The organism is Methylophaga sp. F-2 (genome assembly GCF_056859315.1).
In genome coordinates this window covers 813361-831912 of the sequence record NZ_JBSXOF010000019.1, presented here as the reverse complement: position 1 = coordinate 831912, position 18552 = coordinate 813361, and the positions used below count along the sequence as shown (strand labels likewise).

At 45.4% G+C, this 18552-nt stretch carries 15 protein-coding genes; all 15 read left to right on the top strand.

What is annotated here, in order from left to right:
* Positions 1–12 precede the first annotated feature (12 nt).
* The 15 genes from nagZ (at position 13) to cysG (ending at position 18542) form a co-directional block, all read left to right on the top strand.
* Positions 13–1062 (top strand): beta-N-acetylhexosaminidase, encoded by a 1050-nt coding sequence (gene nagZ / locus AC13DA_RS13255; protein WP_284452090.1) that lies wholly within the window; start codon positions 13–15, stop codon positions 1060–1062.
* Positions 1059–2819, top strand: coding sequence for a mechanosensitive ion channel family protein (locus AC13DA_RS13250; RefSeq protein ID WP_284452089.1), 1761 nt, complete (start codon positions 1059–1061; stop codon positions 2817–2819). Before nagZ ends, AC13DA_RS13250 begins: the two co-directional genes overlap by 4 nt.
* 31 nt (positions 2820–2850) lie before the next feature.
* Complete coding sequence (dnaE, locus tag AC13DA_RS13245) at positions 2851–6348, top strand: DNA polymerase III subunit alpha (RefSeq protein ID WP_284452088.1); 3498 nt, start codon at positions 2851–2853, stop codon at positions 6346–6348.
* A gap of 95 nt (positions 6349–6443) precedes the next feature.
* Positions 6444–7544, top strand: coding sequence for a PilT/PilU family type 4a pilus ATPase (locus AC13DA_RS13240; protein WP_482945985.1), 1101 nt, complete (start codon positions 6444–6446; stop codon positions 7542–7544).
* 59 nt (positions 7545–7603) lie between these two features.
* Positions 7604–8560 (top strand): acetyl-CoA carboxylase carboxyltransferase subunit alpha, encoded by a 957-nt coding sequence (locus AC13DA_RS13235; RefSeq protein ID WP_007145523.1) that lies wholly within the window; start codon positions 7604–7606, stop codon positions 8558–8560.
* 8 nt (positions 8561–8568) lie between these two features.
* Positions 8569–9909, top strand: coding sequence for a tRNA lysidine(34) synthetase TilS (gene tilS / locus AC13DA_RS13230; RefSeq protein ID WP_482945984.1), 1341 nt, complete (start codon positions 8569–8571; stop codon positions 9907–9909).
* Positions 9910–9994: 85 nt separating this feature from the next.
* Positions 9995–11626, top strand: a complete 1632-nt coding sequence (locus tag AC13DA_RS13225) for a CTP synthase (protein ID WP_007145521.1) — start codon at positions 9995–9997, stop codon at positions 11624–11626.
* Between the two features lie 4 nt (positions 11627–11630).
* Positions 11631–12476 (top strand): 3-deoxy-8-phosphooctulonate synthase, encoded by an 846-nt coding sequence (gene kdsA / locus AC13DA_RS13220; RefSeq protein WP_091711720.1) that lies wholly within the window; start codon positions 11631–11633, stop codon positions 12474–12476.
* A 37-nt stretch (positions 12477–12513) separates the two neighbouring features.
* Entirely contained in the window at positions 12514–13800 is a 1287-nt protein-coding gene (gene eno, locus AC13DA_RS13215) for a phosphopyruvate hydratase (RefSeq protein ID WP_284452086.1), read from the top strand.
* A gap of 5 nt (positions 13801–13805) precedes the next feature.
* Positions 13806–14093 carry a cell division protein FtsB gene (ftsB, locus tag AC13DA_RS13210; protein WP_007145518.1) on the top strand — a complete coding sequence of 96 codons (288 nt, stop codon included), beginning with the start codon at positions 13806–13808 and terminating at the stop codon, positions 14091–14093.
* Positions 14083–14793 (top strand): 2-C-methyl-D-erythritol 4-phosphate cytidylyltransferase, encoded by a 711-nt coding sequence (ispD, locus tag AC13DA_RS13205; RefSeq protein ID WP_284452085.1) that lies wholly within the window; start codon positions 14083–14085, stop codon positions 14791–14793. The genes ftsB and ispD overlap by 11 nt, the downstream gene beginning before the upstream one ends.
* Positions 14793–15269 (top strand): 2-C-methyl-D-erythritol 2,4-cyclodiphosphate synthase, encoded by a 477-nt coding sequence (ispF, locus tag AC13DA_RS13200; RefSeq protein ID WP_284452084.1) that lies wholly within the window; start codon positions 14793–14795, stop codon positions 15267–15269. The genes ispD and ispF overlap by 1 nt, the downstream gene beginning before the upstream one ends.
* Positions 15269–16351 (top strand): tRNA pseudouridine(13) synthase TruD, encoded by a 1083-nt coding sequence (gene truD, locus AC13DA_RS13195; RefSeq protein ID WP_284452083.1) that lies wholly within the window; start codon positions 15269–15271, stop codon positions 16349–16351. Before ispF ends, truD begins: the two co-directional genes overlap by 1 nt.
* A 22-nt stretch (positions 16352–16373) precedes the next feature.
* Entirely contained in the window at positions 16374–17156 is a 783-nt protein-coding gene (locus AC13DA_RS13190) for a DUF1223 domain-containing protein (RefSeq protein WP_284452082.1), read from the top strand.
* Complete coding sequence (gene cysG, locus AC13DA_RS13185; RefSeq protein ID WP_284452081.1) at positions 17157–18542, top strand: siroheme synthase CysG; 1386 nt, start codon at positions 17157–17159, stop codon at positions 18540–18542.
* The last annotated feature ends 10 nt before the right edge of the window (positions 18543–18552 follow it).

Genomic DNA, 18552 nt, shown 5'->3' with positions numbered 1-18552 from the left:
GGTTAAATCACTATGGCATTAGGCCCATTGATGGTCGATTTGCTCGCTACCGAGCTGAGCGAGACAGAAAAAGAGATTCTCAAACATCCCTTGGTCGGTGGGGTGATTTTATTCAGTCGTAATTTCGAGTCGGTAGAGCAAATTACCCGTTTATGTAACGAGATTCATCAATTGAGGCAGCCGCATCTGTTGATTTCCGTGGATCACGAAGGTGGCCGAGTACAGCGGTTTAGAAAAGGCTTTAGTCGTTTACCGCCTGTCGCAGCGATTGGTAAGGAATATCATCAGCATCCAAAATTGACGTTGGAAAGAGCAGAACAAAGCGGTTGGTTAATGGCGGCGGAATTAAGAGCCGTCGGTGTCGATTTTAGTTTCGCGCCAGTATTGGACTTGGATTATGGTGTCAGTCAGGTGATTGGTGATCGCTCATTTCATCGCGATCCGTTAGCCGTCACAGACATCGCTCGTGCTTATATTCAGGGCATGAAACGAGCCTGGATGTCAGCAGTAGGAAAACATTTTCCAGGCCATGGCGCAGTAGAAGTTGACTCACATCTGGGGTTACCTGTGGATAGCCGTCATCTGGAAGATATGCTTCAAGCCGATATGTTGCCGTTCACGCGTTTGTGCCAGACAGAGCTGGCGGGCATTATGCCAGCCCACATTGTTTACGAAAATAATGACAAACTACCAGCTTGTTTTTCACCGTTTTGGTTACAGGAAATGTTGCGCGGTAAGTTGCAATTTCAAGGTGCCATTTTGAGCGACGATCTGAGCATGGAAGGGGCGGCTATTATGGGCGGCCCACTAGAGCGAGCTGAAGCCGCTTTATCCGCCGGCTGTGACATGGTGCTGGTATGTAATAATCCAGGCAGTGTCGAACAGGTGATTGATGGTTTAAAAGTCAGTACCGATCCATTGAGAAATGCACGTTTGATGCGTTTGCATGGTCGACACGCTACACCGCGTCATGAGTTACAACAAAGTGCTGAATGGAAACAAGCGGTTCAAACAGTCATGGATTACGCGCCTGACCCAGAGATGGAGTTAAATCTCACATGACAACGAGGTTACTGTTTTTCTTTTTGATGATATTAAGCTTGTCAGTGCAAGCGGGTGGGGGAATCAATCCTGCGGCTATTGTTGGGATGCAGAGTGCAAGCACTCAGGAAAAATCAGTCGAGCCCCCAGTTGAAAAACTTAATCTGACACAGCCCAGAATCACGGTAAAACACTTTATCAAAGCAATGGATAAGGTGGCCAATGGTGACAATAGTGCCATTGAACAAGCTGTTTCGACATTTGATTTATCTGCCGTTAGTCCACTGATACGAACAGAGCGCGGCCGCGAAACTGCCCGGTTGTTGTATACCATTATGCAAATCGCCAAGATGCCGAAACTCAGTGAGATTCCACAAAATCCTAAAATAAAACAATACACCTACTTGCAAACCGATAGTGGTGATATCGTGCTACAGGCTGATGAGCAAGGGGACTGGTTATTCAGCCCAGAATCAGTTGAAGCTATTCCTGATATTTTCAATGAACTGAGTGATAACAAAGATCTGGTTAAAAAGTCTGCAGAAAAAGTGTCATTGCCTATCAGCGTCAGATTACGATCAGACATACCCGAATTTTTGAAATCTGGATTTTTATTAGAATACTGGCAATGGGTAGGTTTATTTCTGATTATTGTTATTGGTTCAATCGCCGATAAAACACTCGCCTTTTTATTAAAACTCCATATCAAACGTCGCAAACATAATCATGCTCTGTATACCGAACTAGATGATGATGTGCTTCGTCCATTAGGTTTAATGGCTATGGCTTTGATGTGGTGGTCAGGTCTGAATTTACTGGGTTTACCTGATACGGCGTTGCTGATTTTGCTGGTTGCGGTGAAGTTATTGGTTTCTATCTCAGGCATTTGGAGTGCTTTCCGTCTGGTGGATATTTTTAATGCCTATTGGACCGCCCGAGTCAGCAAAACACAGACCAAATACGATGACTTATTAGTGCCTATGATCACTAAGAGCATGAAGGTGTTTGTGGTGGTGATGGGAATCGTCTTTGCTGCCGATAATCTGAATATTGATGTCACCAGTTTATTAGCGGGGCTTGGTCTCGGTGGTTTAGCTTTTGCCTTAGCCGCTAAAGATTTATTGGGCAATTTCTTTGGTTCACTCACCGTATTGATGGATCGTCCTTTTCATATCGGTGACTGGGTTGTCATTGGTGATATCGAAGGTATGGTGGAAGAGGTCGGTTTTCGTAGTACACGCATCCGCACGTTTTATAACTCTCTAGTCACCATGCCTAATTCCATTTTAACGACCACCAAGATTGATAATATGGGCGCGCGTCGCTATCGTCGTATGCTGACAAAACTGGCCGTGACTTACGATACGCCGCCAGAAAAAATCGAAGGTTTTTGTGAAGGTATCCGCCGTATTATTCAGTTACATCCCTACATGCGTAAAGATAACTACCAAGTCTATTTTAACGATTATGGTGCGGACTCATTAGATATTTTGTTATATGTGTTCTGGGCTACTCCGGACTGGAATACAGAGCTACGGGAGCGGCATCGCTTTCTATTAGATGTACTCAGGTTGGCGCGCCAGATGGAAATCGAGTTTGCTTTCCCGACCCAGACACTTTATCTCAAACGGGGTCAAAATGGTGTTCCCAAAGCGTCACCTTATTCTCCAGCAATGAGTCAGGAAGAGGCCTTTGCTAAAGGCCATGCAGAAGCTGAGTCTATTGTTAGTCAGACGCTAGGCGATAGAATTCCTGGTCCAGTTGAGTTCCCTCGCTAAATTAATTACAGAAAATAGGTTTAATACATTAATGCCAAAATCGTTTGTCCATCTTCATTTGCATACTGACTACTCGTTAGTTGATGGTTTAGTCAGAGTCAAACCCTTGGTCAAGCAAGTGGCCGATGCCGGTATGCCTGCTATTGCGATCACCGATCATCATAATTTATTCGCGGCAGTGAAATTATTTAATGCCGCCATGCAAGCCGGTGTGAAACCGATATTAGGTGCTGATCTGCGTTTGCGCGATCCTAGTGATGCAAAACAAAGTACACGTTTTGTGTTGTTATGTATGAATCTGGAAGGGTTTCATAATCTGTCACGTCTGTTATCAAAAGCCTATATGGAAGGTCAGCACCTGGGGGTTCCGATGCTGGAAGCTGACTGGTTGCAGGACCAAACTGATGGACTGATTTGTTTATCGGGCGGTCGTGAAGGTATTTTGGGTAAAGCCTTACTGAATCATCAAAAAGATGAAATTGAGCAGCAATTAGCCTTTTGGCAGCCATTATTTCCTGAGCGTTTGTACATGGAGCTTATCCGCACCGGACGTGAAGATGAAGAACGGTTTATCCGTGCAGCTATCGCGTTAGCGGCTGAAAAAGATTTGCCAGTAGTTGCGACCAACGATGTGCGCTTTTTAACGCCTGATCAATTCGAAGCACATGAGGCTAAAGTCTGTATTCACGAAGGTCGGCAACTCGATGATCCACGTCGGCCACGTAATTACTCTGAACATCAATATTTACGAAGCGCTGAAGAAATGACCGCCTTGTTTAAGGATATTCCGGAAGCGATAGAAAACACCGTTGAAATTGCCAAACGCTGTAATCTGCAACTCACGCTGGGCGAACATTATCTGCCTGACTTCCCGGTACCGGAAGGCATGACCATTGAACAGTTCTTTAGTGAAGAGTCTTTCAAAGGTCTGGCTGAACGCTTAGAAGTCTTGTTTCCCGACGAAGCAGACAGAGAAGCGAATAAACCCCGATATGAAGAACGTTTGCAGGTTGAGCTGGATGTGATCAACCAAATGGGTTTCCCAGGTTACTTCCTGATCGTTGCTGACTTCATTCAGTGGGCCAAAAATAATGATGTTCCCGTTGGCCCTGGACGGGGGTCTGGTGCGGGTTCATTAGTGGCTTATGCCTTAAAAATCACCGATCTTGATCCCTTGCAGTATGACTTGCTGTTTGAACGTTTCCTTAACCCTGAACGTGTTTCCTTACCTGACTTTGACGTCGACTTTTGTATGGATGGTCGTGACCGGGTCATTGAATATGTATCACAACATTATGGCCGGGATCACGTATCACAGATCATCACTTTCGGGACCATGGCCGCCAAAGCGGTACTGCGTGACGTGGGGCGTGTATTAGGTCATCCCTATGGCTTTGTTGATCAGTTAGCGAAATTAGTCCCGTTTGAATTAAAAATGACGCTCAGTAAAGCAATGGAACAGGAGCCATTGCTGAAAGAGCGTTATGACAATGAGGAAGAAGTTAAAACCCTGATTGATCTGGCCTTACAGCTGGAAGGGTTGACAAGAAATGTCGGTAAACATGCCGGTGGTGTGGTCATCGCCCCGAAAGTATTAACGGAATACACGCCCATTTATAGTGAGCACAACGGGGCGGGGCTGGTTTCTCAGTTTGATAAAGATGATGTGGAAAGTGTCGGGCTGGTGAAGTTTGACTTCCTGGGGCTGAAAACACTGACCGTCATTGACTGGGCGATGAAAAATGTTCGCAGCCTGTTACCTAAGGAAGAAGCCGATAAAATCGATATCGCCAACTTACCGTTGGACGATAAACCGACCTACGCCTTATTAAAACGCTGTGAAACCACAGCGGTATTCCAGCTTGAATCGCGCGGTATGAAAGAGTTGGTCAAACGTCTGCAGCCAGATACCTTTGAGGATATCGTGGCACTGGTGGCTTTATTCCGTCCAGGTCCATTGCAATCAGGCATGGTGGATGACTTTGTTAACCGTAAACATGGTCGGGCAAAAGTCGATTATCCGCACCCTGATCTTGAACCTGTATTGAAGCCGACCTATGGGGTTATTGTTTACCAGGAACAGGTTATGCAGATCGCTCAGATCCTGGCGAACTACAGTCTGGGTGGCGCCGATATGTTGCGTCGAGCCATGGGTAAGAAAAAACCGGAAGAAATGGCCAAGCAACGTTTATTGTTCCTGGAAGGCGCAGCTAAACGGGGCATTGAAGAAAAAGAAGCCGGTCCTATTTTCGATCTGATGGAAAAATTCGCGGAGTATGGTTTTAATAAATCTCACTCAGCAGCCTATGCCTTGGTGGCCTATCAGACGGCGTGGCTAAAAGCGCATTATCCAGCGGCGTTTATGGCGGCCGTGTTATCAGCGGATATGGATAATACCGATAAAGTCGTTGGCCTGATTGATGAATGTCGTGATATGAAACTGAAGGTGTTACCACCGGATGTTAACCACAGCAAAATCAAGTTTACCGTTGAAGATGAAAGAACGATTCGCTATGGCTTAGGCGCGATTAAAGGGGTAGGCGAGTCAGCCTTGGCTGGTATTGTCTCTGAGCGAGAACAAGGCGATGCTTTTAGCTCGCTGTATGATTTCTGCCGCCGGGTCGATATGCGTAAGATTAATCGACGCGTGATGGAGTCACTGGTGAAAGCGGGGGCGATGGATTCATTAGGTGGTCATCGTGCCAGTATTGAAGCCAGCCTCACCAAAGCCATGCAGATTGCCGATCAACATCGTCGCAATAAAGATAGTGGTCAGAATGATTTATTTGGTCTCAGTCCGGAAGTTGGCAACGGTCAGGATGAGCCTCTGGAACCGGCAGCGGAATGGGCGGAAGAGCATTTATTACAGGCTGAAAAAGACACTTTAGGTTTATATTTAAGTGGTCATCCGATTGATCGTTATCAGCAAGAATTGGCTGAATTTATTCCTAAACGTATTAATGAACTGGATGCACCTGAGTCAAAAGGTTACCAGCGTAATGAGAAGCCTGTGTTAACCGCTGGATTGGTGGTGGCGATTCGCACCATGAAGTCAAAAAATGGTGGCCGTATGGCCTTCATCACGCTGGATGATCAGAGTGGTCGTCTGGAAGTGCGTGTGTTTGCTGATGTCTATGACCAATATCAGAGCTTTATTCAGCCAGATAAATTGGTGGTGATTCAAGGCAAAATCGGCCAGGATAATTTTACCGGTGGCTTGGCGGCGACCGCAGAAAAAGTATTTGACATCACGGGTGCACGCGAAGCATTTGGTCATTCCTTGCAGATTAATATCGATAATAAAGAGATGGCCAGCCAATGGGTAGAGCAAATAAAAAATATGCTCACGCCGTTCAAAGGCGGCGCTTTATCACTGGAATTGTTATATCAGAATGAACAGGCGAGTACCGTGATTATGTTAGGTGATGACTGGCAGGTTACCCCGAGTGATACATTGATGAGTCAGTTAGCTATGTTGCCGGAAAGTCAAAAAGTCACGATCAGATACCGTGCCACGGTGGCAAACTGAACGCGTATAAAGCGTGACAGGCATAATAGTATGGAAACTCGCATTGTTGTACGATAAACACACTATCTGAGCATTGTTGCAAGAGGAATCGCAAAGTGGATATGACACCTTATTTCAGACTGATGGCAGACAAGGATGCCTCAGATATGTTTTTCTGTACGGGCACTGAACCCCATATCAAAATTCAGGGCGTTATCAGACCGGTCGGCACCCAGAAATTAGCCCCGGGTGATGTGAAAGAAATGGCTTATTCGATGATGACGGATGAGCAAGCAAAAGAGTTTGAAAACACGCTTGAGATGAACTTTGCGGTGCCGCTTAAAGGTGTGAGGCGTTTCCGGGTGAATATTTTCCGTCAGCGTGGTGAGTGTTCGATTGTCATTCGCTATATCAGAACGACGATCCCCACCTTTGAACAAATTGGCCTGCCTGATGTGCTCGGTGATGTGGTCATGGAAAAACGCGGACTGATTCTGGTGGTGGGTGCAACTGGCTCAGGTAAATCAACGACCTTGGCATCAATGATCGGTCATCGTAACCGTAATTCCAGTTCGCATATTCTTACCATTGAAGATCCGCTGGAGTTTGTGCACAAACACGAACGTTCAATTGTGCAACAGCGTGAAGTGGGTATCGATACCTTATCTTACGAAAATGCCCTAAAGAATGCCTTACGTGAAGCACCTGACGTGATTCTTATCGGTGAAATCCGTGATATGGAAACGATGAAACACGCGATTAATTACGCTGAAACCGGTCATTTATGTTTAGCGACACTGCATGCCAATAACGCGAATCAGGCGCTGGACAGGATTATTAACTTTTTCCCTGAAATTTTGCACCGTCAGTTACTGATGGATTTATCTTTGAACTTACGTGCCATTATTTCTCAACGCTTATTACCCACGAAAGACGCGGGTCGTGTGCCGGCAGTCGAAGTAATGATCAACTCGCCTTATATCTCCGATTTGATTAATAAAGGAGAAATTGGCAGTATCAAAGATGCCATGCGTGATAGTAATGAAAAAGGCACCATCACATTTGATCAGGCGCTGCTTGGCCTGTATCGCAGTGGTAAGATCACAGAAGAAGACGCATTGATGAATGCTGATTCACGTAACGATTTGAGCCTGGCCATTCGTCTTGGTGATGACAGTGCCGGTTCAGACGCACCAGATGAATTAATTCTCAGCTAAGTGTATTACTGGCTTAATGTGTATAATTCACCCATTTTTGAATATCTAAGGTAATCCTGATGCAGTTAAATTTCCTTGACTACGAACAACCCATCGCTGAGCTGGAAGCGAAAATTGATGAGTTGCGTTATATGAGTAATGACAGTGATTTAAACATCACTGAAGAGATTCAAAAGTTAAAGGAAAAAAGTGAAAGTCTGACAAAATCGATTTTCGCCTCATTAACGCCCTGGCAAATCACCCAAATGGCGCGTCATCCTCAACGTCCATATACACTTGATTACATCAAATTATTACTGACTGACTTCGAAGAGTTACATGGCGATCGCACTTATGCCGATGATGCTGCTCTGGTAACAGGTATTGGCCGTTTGAATGGTCGCCCGGTAGTGGCTATCGGTCATCAAAAAGGCCGTGATACTAAAGAAAAAGTCGCCAGAAACTTCGGCATGCCACGACCAGAAGGATATCGTAAAGCATTACGTGTGATGAAAATGGCGGAACGTTTTGGCATGCCTGTGATCACCTTTATTGATACGCCTGGTGCATACCCTGGCATCGGTGCAGAAGAACGTGGTCAAAGTGAAGCGATCGCCCGGAATCTGTTTGAAATGGCGCAATTAAAAACGCCGATTATCAGCACGGTTATCGGTGAGGGTGGTTCTGGTGGTGCCTTAGCAGTAGGTGTGGCTGATCATCTCATGATGCTTGAATATGGTATTTATTCAGTGATTTCACCAGAAGGCTGTGCCTCTATTTTGTGGAAAAGTGCAGAAAAAGCCTCGGATGCAGCGGCCACATTAGGTGTGACCTCATCACGATTGAAAGAACTGAAATTAATCGATGAAGTGGTTGCTGAACCTTTAGGTGGCGCGCATCGCAATGTTCCTGAGATGGCAAAACGTGTCAAACAGGCTATTGAAAACAAACTGAAAGAATTAGAGAAAATCCCCACAGATAAATTAATCAAACGCCGTCAGGAAAAACTACTGAATTACGGCGCGTTTGAGGGATAAATAACGGGGTGGCATTAAATCCCCAGAAAATCATCACTGACATTACAACACTGGCGGCAGGACGTTCTGTTTGTCTTGCCTATAGTGGTGGTGTTGACTCTCACGTCTTGTTACACCTGCTAGCAACAACACACCATCCACAGCTCGCTCAGGTTCGAGCAGTACATATCAATCACGGTTTAAATAAAGCAGCAGCGCAGTGGGCTCAACACTGCGCTGAGGTTGCCAACAAGCTTGATATACCATTTAAAAATATTGATGTCGATGTTCAGGACATTGATGAATTAGGGATGGAAGCGGCAGCAAGAAAAGCCCGCTATCAGGCTTTGAGTAATGAATTGTTGCCTGATGAAGTGTTGGTGACGGCACAACATCAGCATGATCAGGCCGAGACACTTTTATTACAATTATTTCGTGGTGCCGGCCCATTAGGACTTTCTGCTATGTGGCCGGAAAGTCAGTCGCATGGTATGACCATTATCCGACCACTGTTGGATGTGTCTAAACACGAGATTGTTCATTACGCTGAACTTCATCAGCTTGACTGGATTGATGATCCCAGTAATCAGGACACTGAGATTAATCGCAATTATTTACGGCAAACCCTCTGGCCTTTATTACAGGAGCGCTGGCCCTCGCTGGAAAAAACAATCGCTCGTAGTGCCGCGCATTGTCAGGAGACTAGCCTGTTATTAGCACAATTGGCGGAACAGGACAGAGCACAGTGTCAGTTGCAAAAAGATGGACATTTGTCTATTGCTGCTGTGAAGCAACTGCCTGCAGAGCGACAACGGAACCTGTTGCGGTTTATGATTGAAACAGCTGGTTATGAGTTGCCGTCTACCGCGATTTTACAGCGCATTATTGAGGATGTGATCAGTGCCGCTGAAGACAAAACGCCGATAGTTCGCTGGTCCAATGTTGAAGTCAGGCGTTATCGTGATGATTTATATCTTCAGACATCCAAACATTCAGAACCCCCACAAGCAGAAGTCACTTTCACTGGTCCTGCTGAACTTGTTTTGTCCAACGGCTGCATGCTCAAATGGCAGCTCACTTCTGGTGATGGCTTGAAAACATCGGTACTCAATGGCGATGTAATCATGCGTTATCGTCAGGGTGGGGAAAAGATCCGACTCAGGGGGCATTCGCAACATAAATCATTAAAACAACTTTTTCAGGAGTGGTCTGTTCCTCCTTGGAAGCGGTCAATTATTCCGCTGTTTTTTGTTGGAACCGAGTTAGTCGCTGTCGTTGGCTATGGTTATGCCGAACATTATGCAGCCGAGAGTGGCGAAAAAGGCTGGCTGCCTTATCTGGCAGGTGATTTTCGACCAGATTTAGATTGAGCGAGAAGGGCAATTCTGATAATTTATACGCTATTTTGAGCGCAGCCATTCTGGCCGCGTCGTTTTTTATTGAACTCTCCATATTATGACTAAATTTATTTTCGTCACTGGTGGTGTTGTGTCTTCCCTGGGTAAGGGGATTGCCGCGGCGTCACTGGCTGCTATTCTTGAAGCTCGTGGACTGAAAGTCACGTTGGTAAAACTTGACCCATACATCAACGTTGATCCCGGCACGATGAGCCCGCTTCAGCACGGTGAGGTTTTTGTCACAGAAGACGGTGCAGAAACTGATCTTGATCTCGGTCACTATGAGCGTTTTATTGATGCGGATATGACCCGTAGCAATAACTACACGACCGGACAGATTTATGAGAACGTGATTCGTAAAGAACGTCGTGGTGAGTATTTAGGTAATACCGTTCAGGTTATCCCGCACATTACAGATGAAATTAAACGCTGTATTTTTGAAGGTGCTGGTGATGCCGATGTCGCCTTGATTGAAATTGGTGGTACGGTCGGTGATATTGAATCCTTGCCGTTCCTTGAAACCATTCGTCAGATGGGATCTGAGTTAGGCCGTGAACGTGCCCTGTTCTTACATTTAACGCTGGTGCCGTATATCGCGTCTGCGGGTGAAATCAAAACCAAACCTACCCAGCATTCTGTTAAAGAGCTCAGAACCATTGGTATTCAGCCTGATGTGCTGGTATGTCGTATGGATCGCCCTCTGCCAGAATCTGAACGTAAGAAAATCGCTTTATTCACCAACGTGACTGTTAATAATGTTGTGTCATGTGTCGATGTCGACAGCATCTATAAAATTCCAATGGAATTACACCGCCAGGGCTTAGATGACATCGTCGTCAAGCAATTAGGCTTAGATGCCAAACCGGCTGACTTAAGCCAATGGCAACAGGTTTATAACAACCTGACGAAGCCGGAAGGTGAAGTCAATATTGCTATGGTCGGTAAGTATATGGAACTGACAGAAGCTTATAAATCACTGTCTGAATCATTGATACATGCGGGCATTCACACCAGAACCAAAGTCAATGTGCATTATGTTGATTCTGAGCTGATTGAACAGCAAGGACCAGACTGTATCAAAGATATGGATGCGATTCTGGTGCCAGGTGGCTTCGGTGAACGTGGCGTTGAAGGCATGATCCAAACTGCCCAGTTTGCCCGCGAAAATAATGTTCCGTATCTGGGCATTTGTTTAGGTATGCAGGTTGCTGTGATTGAGTACGCTCGTCATAAAGCCGGTATGCCAGAAGCCTACAGTACAGAGTTTGACTTAAATACCGTTGATCCTGTTATCGGCCTGATTACGGAATGGCAAAAAGAAGACGGCAGTGTAGAACAGCGCGATCACGATTCTGATCTTGGCGGCACCATGCGTTTAGGTGGTTATCCCTGTGTATTGAAACCAGGCAGTCTGGCCCAGAAAATTTATGGTGAGCAAGAAATTGTCGAACGTCATCGTCACCGCTACGAGTTCAACAGCAACTATAAAGAGAAACTTGAGCAAGCAGGTTTAGTTTTCTCTGGCATGTCGAAAGATGAAACGCTGGCTGAAATGATTGAGATCCCAGAACATCAATGGTTTGTTGCCTGCCAGTTCCATCCAGAATTTACATCGACACCGCGCCATGGCCACCCTTTATTTGAAGGGTTTATTAATGCGGCCAAAGCTAACAAAAAAAATAGAGGGTAACACCATGCAGTTATGTGGTCATGAAGTGGGCGGTAGACAGCCTTTATTTTTAATCGCGGGCACCTGCGTCATTGAAAGTGAACAAATGACCATGGATGTGGCAGGTCAGTTGAAAGAAATCACTGACAAGCTGGGCATTCCGTTCATTTATAAATCGTCTTTCGATAAAGCCAATCGTACCTCGACAAAGAGTTATCGTGGACCGGGTCTGGAAGCAGGCTTAGCGATTCTGGAAAAAGTAAAAAAAGAATTTAATCTGCCAGTGTTGACGGATGTGCATGAAGACACGCCGTTAGCTGAAGTCGCCAGTGTCGTGGATGTGTTACAGACGCCAGCGTTCTTATGCCGTCAGACGAACTTCATCGTCAATGTGGCCAGTCAGGGCTTGCCGGTCAATATCAAAAAAGGTCAGTTTTTAGCGCCCTGGGATATGCAACACGTCGCTGACAAAGCCAAGTCGACCGGTAACCAACAAATTATGTTGTGTGAACGTGGTACATCCTTTGGTTATAACACCTTAATTTCTGATATGCGTGGTCTACCTACCATGCGAAATATGGATTGTCCGGTGGTTTATGATGCGACACATTCTGTTCAGCAGCCCGGTGGACAAGGTGGTGCTTCAGGTGGTCAACGTGAATTTGTACCCGTATTGGCGCGTGCTGCGGTAGCCACGGGTATTGCTGGTGTGTTTATGGAAACGCATCCAGAACCTGAAAAAGCCTTAAGTGATGGGCCTAATTCCTGGCCATTACATAAAATGACAGCATTGTTAGAAATGCTGCAAGCAATAGATGCAACAGTAAAACAACAAGACTTTATCGAAGATGAGCTGTTAGCTGGTCGATAACAGTCGATATCAAAAAAAACATTACGGGAGCAGAGCATTGAGCAAAATCATTGATGTAAAAGCAAGAGAAATCATCGATTCACGTGGTAACCCAACGGTCGAAGCTGACGTTATTCTGGAAAGCGGTGCATTTGGACGTGCAGCGGTGCCATCAGGTGCCTCAACTGGTGAGCGTGAAGCAGTTGAATTGCGTGATGGTGATAAAGGCCGTTACTTGGGTAAAGGCGTTCTTAAAGCGGTTGAAGCGGTTAACGGCGAATTAAGAGAAGCGGTGTTGGGGATGGATGCTCATGACCAACGTGCTTTAGACAATAAATTGATTGCAACTGACGGTACGGAAAACAAGAGCCGTTTAGGTGCCAATGCGTTATTAGCTATTTCTATGGCGACAGCGCGAGCAGCCGCTGCTGATTCAAAGAAAACGCTGTACAAATATCTGTCAACTGAAGAAAAAGCGGTGATGCCAGTACCGATGATGAATATCATCAACGGTGGTTCACATGCGGATAACAGCGTTGATTTACAAGAATTTATGATTATGCCTGTCGGTGCATCAAGCCTGACAGAAGCCGTGCGTTATGGTGCTGAAGTCTTCCATGAATTGAAAAAAGTGCTGCATAGCCGTGGTCTGAATACAGCGGTGGGTGATGAAGGTGGTTTTGCACCGGATCTACCGTCTAATGAGTCAGCGATCGAAGTCATTCTGGAAGCGATCAAAAATGCCGGTTATGAAGCTGGTAAAGACATTATGCTAGCACTGGATGCTGCGAGTTCAGAATTCTACAAAGGTGGCATGTATGTGCTGGCTTCTGAAAACCGCTCATTAACATCCGCAGAGTTTGCTGACTTACTGGCTGATTGGGCAAATAAATACCCTATCATCAGCATCGAAGATGGTATGGATGAAAACGATTGGGAAGGCTGGAAATTGTTGACTGATAAAATCGGTGACAAAGTACAGTTGGTCGGTGATGACTTGTTTGTGACTAACCCGAAAATCCTGCAACAAGGTATTGATAAAGGCGTTGCTAACTCGATTCTTATCAAAGTAAATCAAATTGGTACTTTATCTGAAACACTGGATGCGATTAACTTAGCGAAAGCCAATGGTTACACGGCTGTTGTTTCTCATCGTAGTGGTGAAACTGAAGACACGACGATTGCTGACTTAGCGGTAGCGACAAATGCTGGCCAAATCAAAACTGGCTCATTATCACGCTCTGACCGTGTAGCAAAATATAATCAACTAATTCGCATCGAAGCTGAATTAGGTGATGCCGCCAGTTACCCTGGGATGAAGGCGTTTAACGTCCAACAAGCCTAGGTCTTATGTCTAAACCCGTCATGATTTTGTTAGCCGCAATTTTGGTATTACTTCAATACCGATTGTGGCTCAGTCATGACGGGCTTCCTTCTTTATTACGCCTTCACCAAGCTGTAGAAAAGCAACGTCTTGATAACACTGAGTTAAAAGAACGTAATCAAGTGTTAGCTGCTGAGGTGCAAGATCTGAAAAGTGGTCTTGATGCCTTGGAAGAGAGAGCGCGTAGCGAACTCGGTATGGTGAAACCTGGCGAAACCTTTTTCCAAATTATTGATAAACCAGATGAGCAGTAAACAGGCTGTTTGGGCTGTAGTGCCTGCTGCCGGTATTGGTAGTCGAATGCAGGCTGAGATCCCAAAACAATATTTATTGATCGATGATAAGCCTGTTTTACAGTTAACGCTTGAGAGATTGGCTTCACACCCAGCCATTGAAGGGATTGTGATTGCATTAGCAGAAAATGATCAATGGTGGCCGTCTTTATCACTGTCTTTATCCTGTGAATTATTAATTGCTACAGGCGGTAAAGATCGCTCAGATTCGGTGTCTAATGCTTTAAGACTATTACAGCAGCACGTTGAGCATAACCCATGGGTATTAGTGCATGATGCAGCCAGACCCTGTCTGCGACATGCTGATATTGATGCCATGTTAGATACACTTGCGGATGATGCTGTAGGGGGAATTCTCGGGATCCCCGTCTCCGATACCGTTAAACGTGTGGATGCCAATAACATTATCCAGGAAACCGTTTGCCGCCAAGGTTTATGGCGAGCTGCCACACCGCAGATGTTTCGCTTAGCGCCGCTTTCTGAGGCATTAATCTCAGCGGCAGAAAAGTCATTAGCTGTGACGGATGAAGCCAGCGCGATAGAGTTAGCTGGTTATCAGCCGCGCATGGTGGAAGGGCACAGCGACAATATCAAAATCACCGTACCGCAGGACTTAGCGCTTGCAGCACTTTATTTACGTCAACAGGCTGGAGGCCATTAATGCGTATAGGGCATGGCTATGATGTTCATCGCTTTATTGAGGATGCACCATTAATCATCGGTGGGGTCACCATTCCACATACACATGGTCTTGAAGCGCATTCAGATGGTGATGTGCTTATTCATGCGATCTGTGATGCCTTATTAGGTGCTGCTGGATTGTGGGATATTGGTCATCATTTCCCTGACAATGATCAGGCGTTTAAAGGAATAGATAGTCGTATTTTGTTGCGACGTGTTATCAACGATCTATCAGAACGCGGTTGGTGTGTTGGTAATGTCGATGCCACGATTATTGCTCAGGCGCCTAAGATGGCACCTTTTATTCCACAAATGCGAGCGTTACTAGCTGCAGACATGGAAGTAGATGTAACGGCGATTAATATCAAAGCAACCACGACCGAAAAATTAGGGTTTGCTGGTCGAAAAGAAGGTATTGCCACGCATGCTGTTGCCTTGATTAGACAAGCGGACTAATGACATTGTCAGCATTTGATTTTGAGTCATTAGCCCGAGTCAATTCGGCCGTCTTGAGTCACCGTTGCCGTATTCGCCAAACGCCTGAAGATTTTAAGGTGGAAGAAAAACTGCCTTTCGAACCGACAGGGTCTGGGCCACATGTGATGTTACAGATCACCAAAACGGAGACCAATACTGATTGGCTGGCGAAACAGCTGGCACAATTTGCTGGGGTCGAAGAGGTGGCCATAGGTTATGCAGGACTAAAAGATCGCCATGCGGTGACGACACAGTGGTTTAGTGTGAATACCGAAGGTGTGGCTGAACCTGATTGGTCCGCCTTTGAGTCGGATCTGATAAAAATTAAGCTTATTACACGTCATAACAAGAAGTTAAAACGAGGCGCTCTGTCTGGTAATAGCTTTACGCTAAATCTGGAAGTGATTGATGGCGACAGAGATAGCTGGGAATCGGCACTCAGTCAGATACAAGAGCAAGGCGTACCCAATTATTTCGGTGAACAGCGCTTTGGTTATCAGATGGGCAATTTACATGGTGTTGAGCAGTGGTTTGAGCAGGGTAGAAAACCTAAAAGCCGTAATAAAAAAAGTCTGTATCTTTCTGCTGCACGGTCATGGTTGTTTAATCTTATTGTCAGCGAGCGAGTAAAAGCACAAAACTGGAATCAATTTATTCCGGGTGATGTGATGCAGTTACATGGCAGCCACAGTTGTTTTCAATCAGAAAAAGATGATACTCAGTTATTTGAGCGCCTGAAAACCTTTGATATTCACCCGACAGGGGCACTTGCAGGGCAGGGAGAACTTCAGAGTCATGATGAATGCAAGCAGTTGGAAACAGTAGTGCTTAATGCATGGCACTCTTGGGTTCAGGGATTATCAAGGCAGGGCCTGAAACAGGAGCGACGGGCTTTACGTCTGGTCCCGACAGAATTTAACTGGCAGTGGCATAACTCACGTTTACAACTCACATTCTTTTTACCTTCGGGCTGTTTCGCGACAGCCGTGTTGAGGGAACTGGCTGTTGTTGAGGATAGCAGTGAGAGAATTATTCAGACTGGCAGAGAGTCAGTAAAGTAATGACAAGAAGCAGGAGGGCGCTATGTTGAAACGATCATGTCTACTATTTGCCTTCTCTAGCATGCTTATAAGCTCTCTAGCCTATGCCGTTGATTGGCAGGCAAAGACGACTGACAAGCACCTCGTGGTAATAGAGCTATTTACTGCTGAAGGCTGTGGCTTATGTCCGGCGGCAGAACGCTGGGTTAGACAATTGCCTCAGAAAGGGCTTACAGATAAAGATGTGGTGATATTAAATTTCCATGTCGATTATCTTGATCAGAAGAAGGGCTGGGTTGATAAATTTGCCAGTCCGGTTTTTACTGACAGACAAAAGCAACTGGCCAGATTAAATTTATTCCAAACGGTGTATACGCCCGAGTTCTTTATTAGTGGCGAAGTGTTACATGATTGGCGGGCTCATGGGCTTGAGGCCATAAATTTTGTCAGTGAGTTTAAGCCTGAAGCCGATATCAGCCTTAAGGCAAAGCAACATAAAAACAGCCTTTCTGTTCATAGTCGGGTAAGCGTTGAAGGCGATGAAAATAAGCAATATAGCCAGTTTTATCTCGCTTTGACTGAAAATAATGTGATTAGTGAGGTGAGAGGGGGCGATAACGCCGGCGCCACATTTAATCATCAACATCTCGTGAGAAAGTGGTTAGGGCCGTTTAAGTTAGATGCCAACGGTAAAGCGGATATGACGACTGAAGTTGCTCTCGAAAAGTCGTGGAAATTAGCTGATATGTCATTAGTGGCAATTGTTCAAAATATGGAAAATGGTTATGTCTTACAAGGGCTGGCCTTACCTTTAAAAGATAGATAGATGGATTATTTACCAATATTTTTAGATTTAAAACAGCAAGACTGTCTGGTTGTCGGTGGTGGTAGCGTTGCTACACGAAAAGTGAAGTTATTACTGAAAGCACAGGCCGAGGTCAGCGTGGTGTCACCTGAAATCAGTGATGCACTTGGGACGCTGGTTAAACAAGGCCAGCTTCGCTGGGTGCAATCGATATTTAAAGCTGAGCATATTACGGATCAACGCCTGATTATTGCGGCAACAGATAATGAACAAGTTAATCATCTGGTACATGATATTGCTAAGCAAAAACATATATTAACTAATCTGACAGACAATCCTGATGACAGCGACTTTATTTTTGCTTCTGTATTAGATCGATCGCCGATTATTGTAGCGGTATCCAGTGGTGGTGAATCACCAGTTTTGGCCAGAAACTTACGTGCCCGTTTAGAAACATTAATTCCGCCTGCGTATAGTAAGCTGGGTGAATTAATGGGTAAGTACCGCGAGACAGTCAAACAAAAATTTGGTGAACTCCGTCAGAGAAGACAGTTCTGGGATAGCGTTTTGTCTGGTCCTATTGCTGATCACGTGATGGCTGGGCGGGAAGGGATTGCCGAACAGATATTACAGCAGCAACTGGCTGATGAAATCAAAACTGTTGAAACCGGCGAAGTCTTTTTGGTGGGTGCTGGACCTGGTGATCCGGAATTACTGACATTTAAAGCACTAAGACTCATGCAACAGGCCGACATTGTTTTTTATGATCGTCTGGTGAGTAAAGAAATTCTAGCGCTGGTTCGTAAAGAAGCTGAATTAGTCTATGTTGGTAAACAGCGGGCATGGCATGCCGTCAGACAGGAAGAAATCAATAATTTATTACTGGAACACGCGAAGCAGGGTAAGCGGGTATTACGCTTAAAAGGGGGCGATCCCTTTATATTTGGCCGTGGTGGTGAGGAGATCGATACACTGGCTGAAAATGCTATTCCGTTTCAGGTTGTACCGGGCATCACAGCAGCATCAGGCTGCGCATCTTATGCCGGTATTCCCCTGACACATAGAGACTATGCACAAAGCTGCGTCTTCGTAACCGGCCAATTAAAAGAAGGTGAATTAGATTTAAATTGGTCAGTATTAGTCAAACCCAGACAAACAGTGGTTGTATACATGGGCTTAGCCGGTCTGGCTCAACTAAGTCAAAAGTTACAAGCGCATGGAATGCCAGCTGATATGCCTGCTGCATTGGTCCAGCAAGGCACTACAGAAAATCAAAAAGTCTGGTTAAGTTCGATAGCGGAACTGCCCGCACTTGCTGAACGTGAAAAACCGATAGCACCGACTTTACTTATCATTGGTGAAGTCACCCGTTTACATGACAAATTGGCCTGGTTTAAATCTGGTTGATATCAGCCAG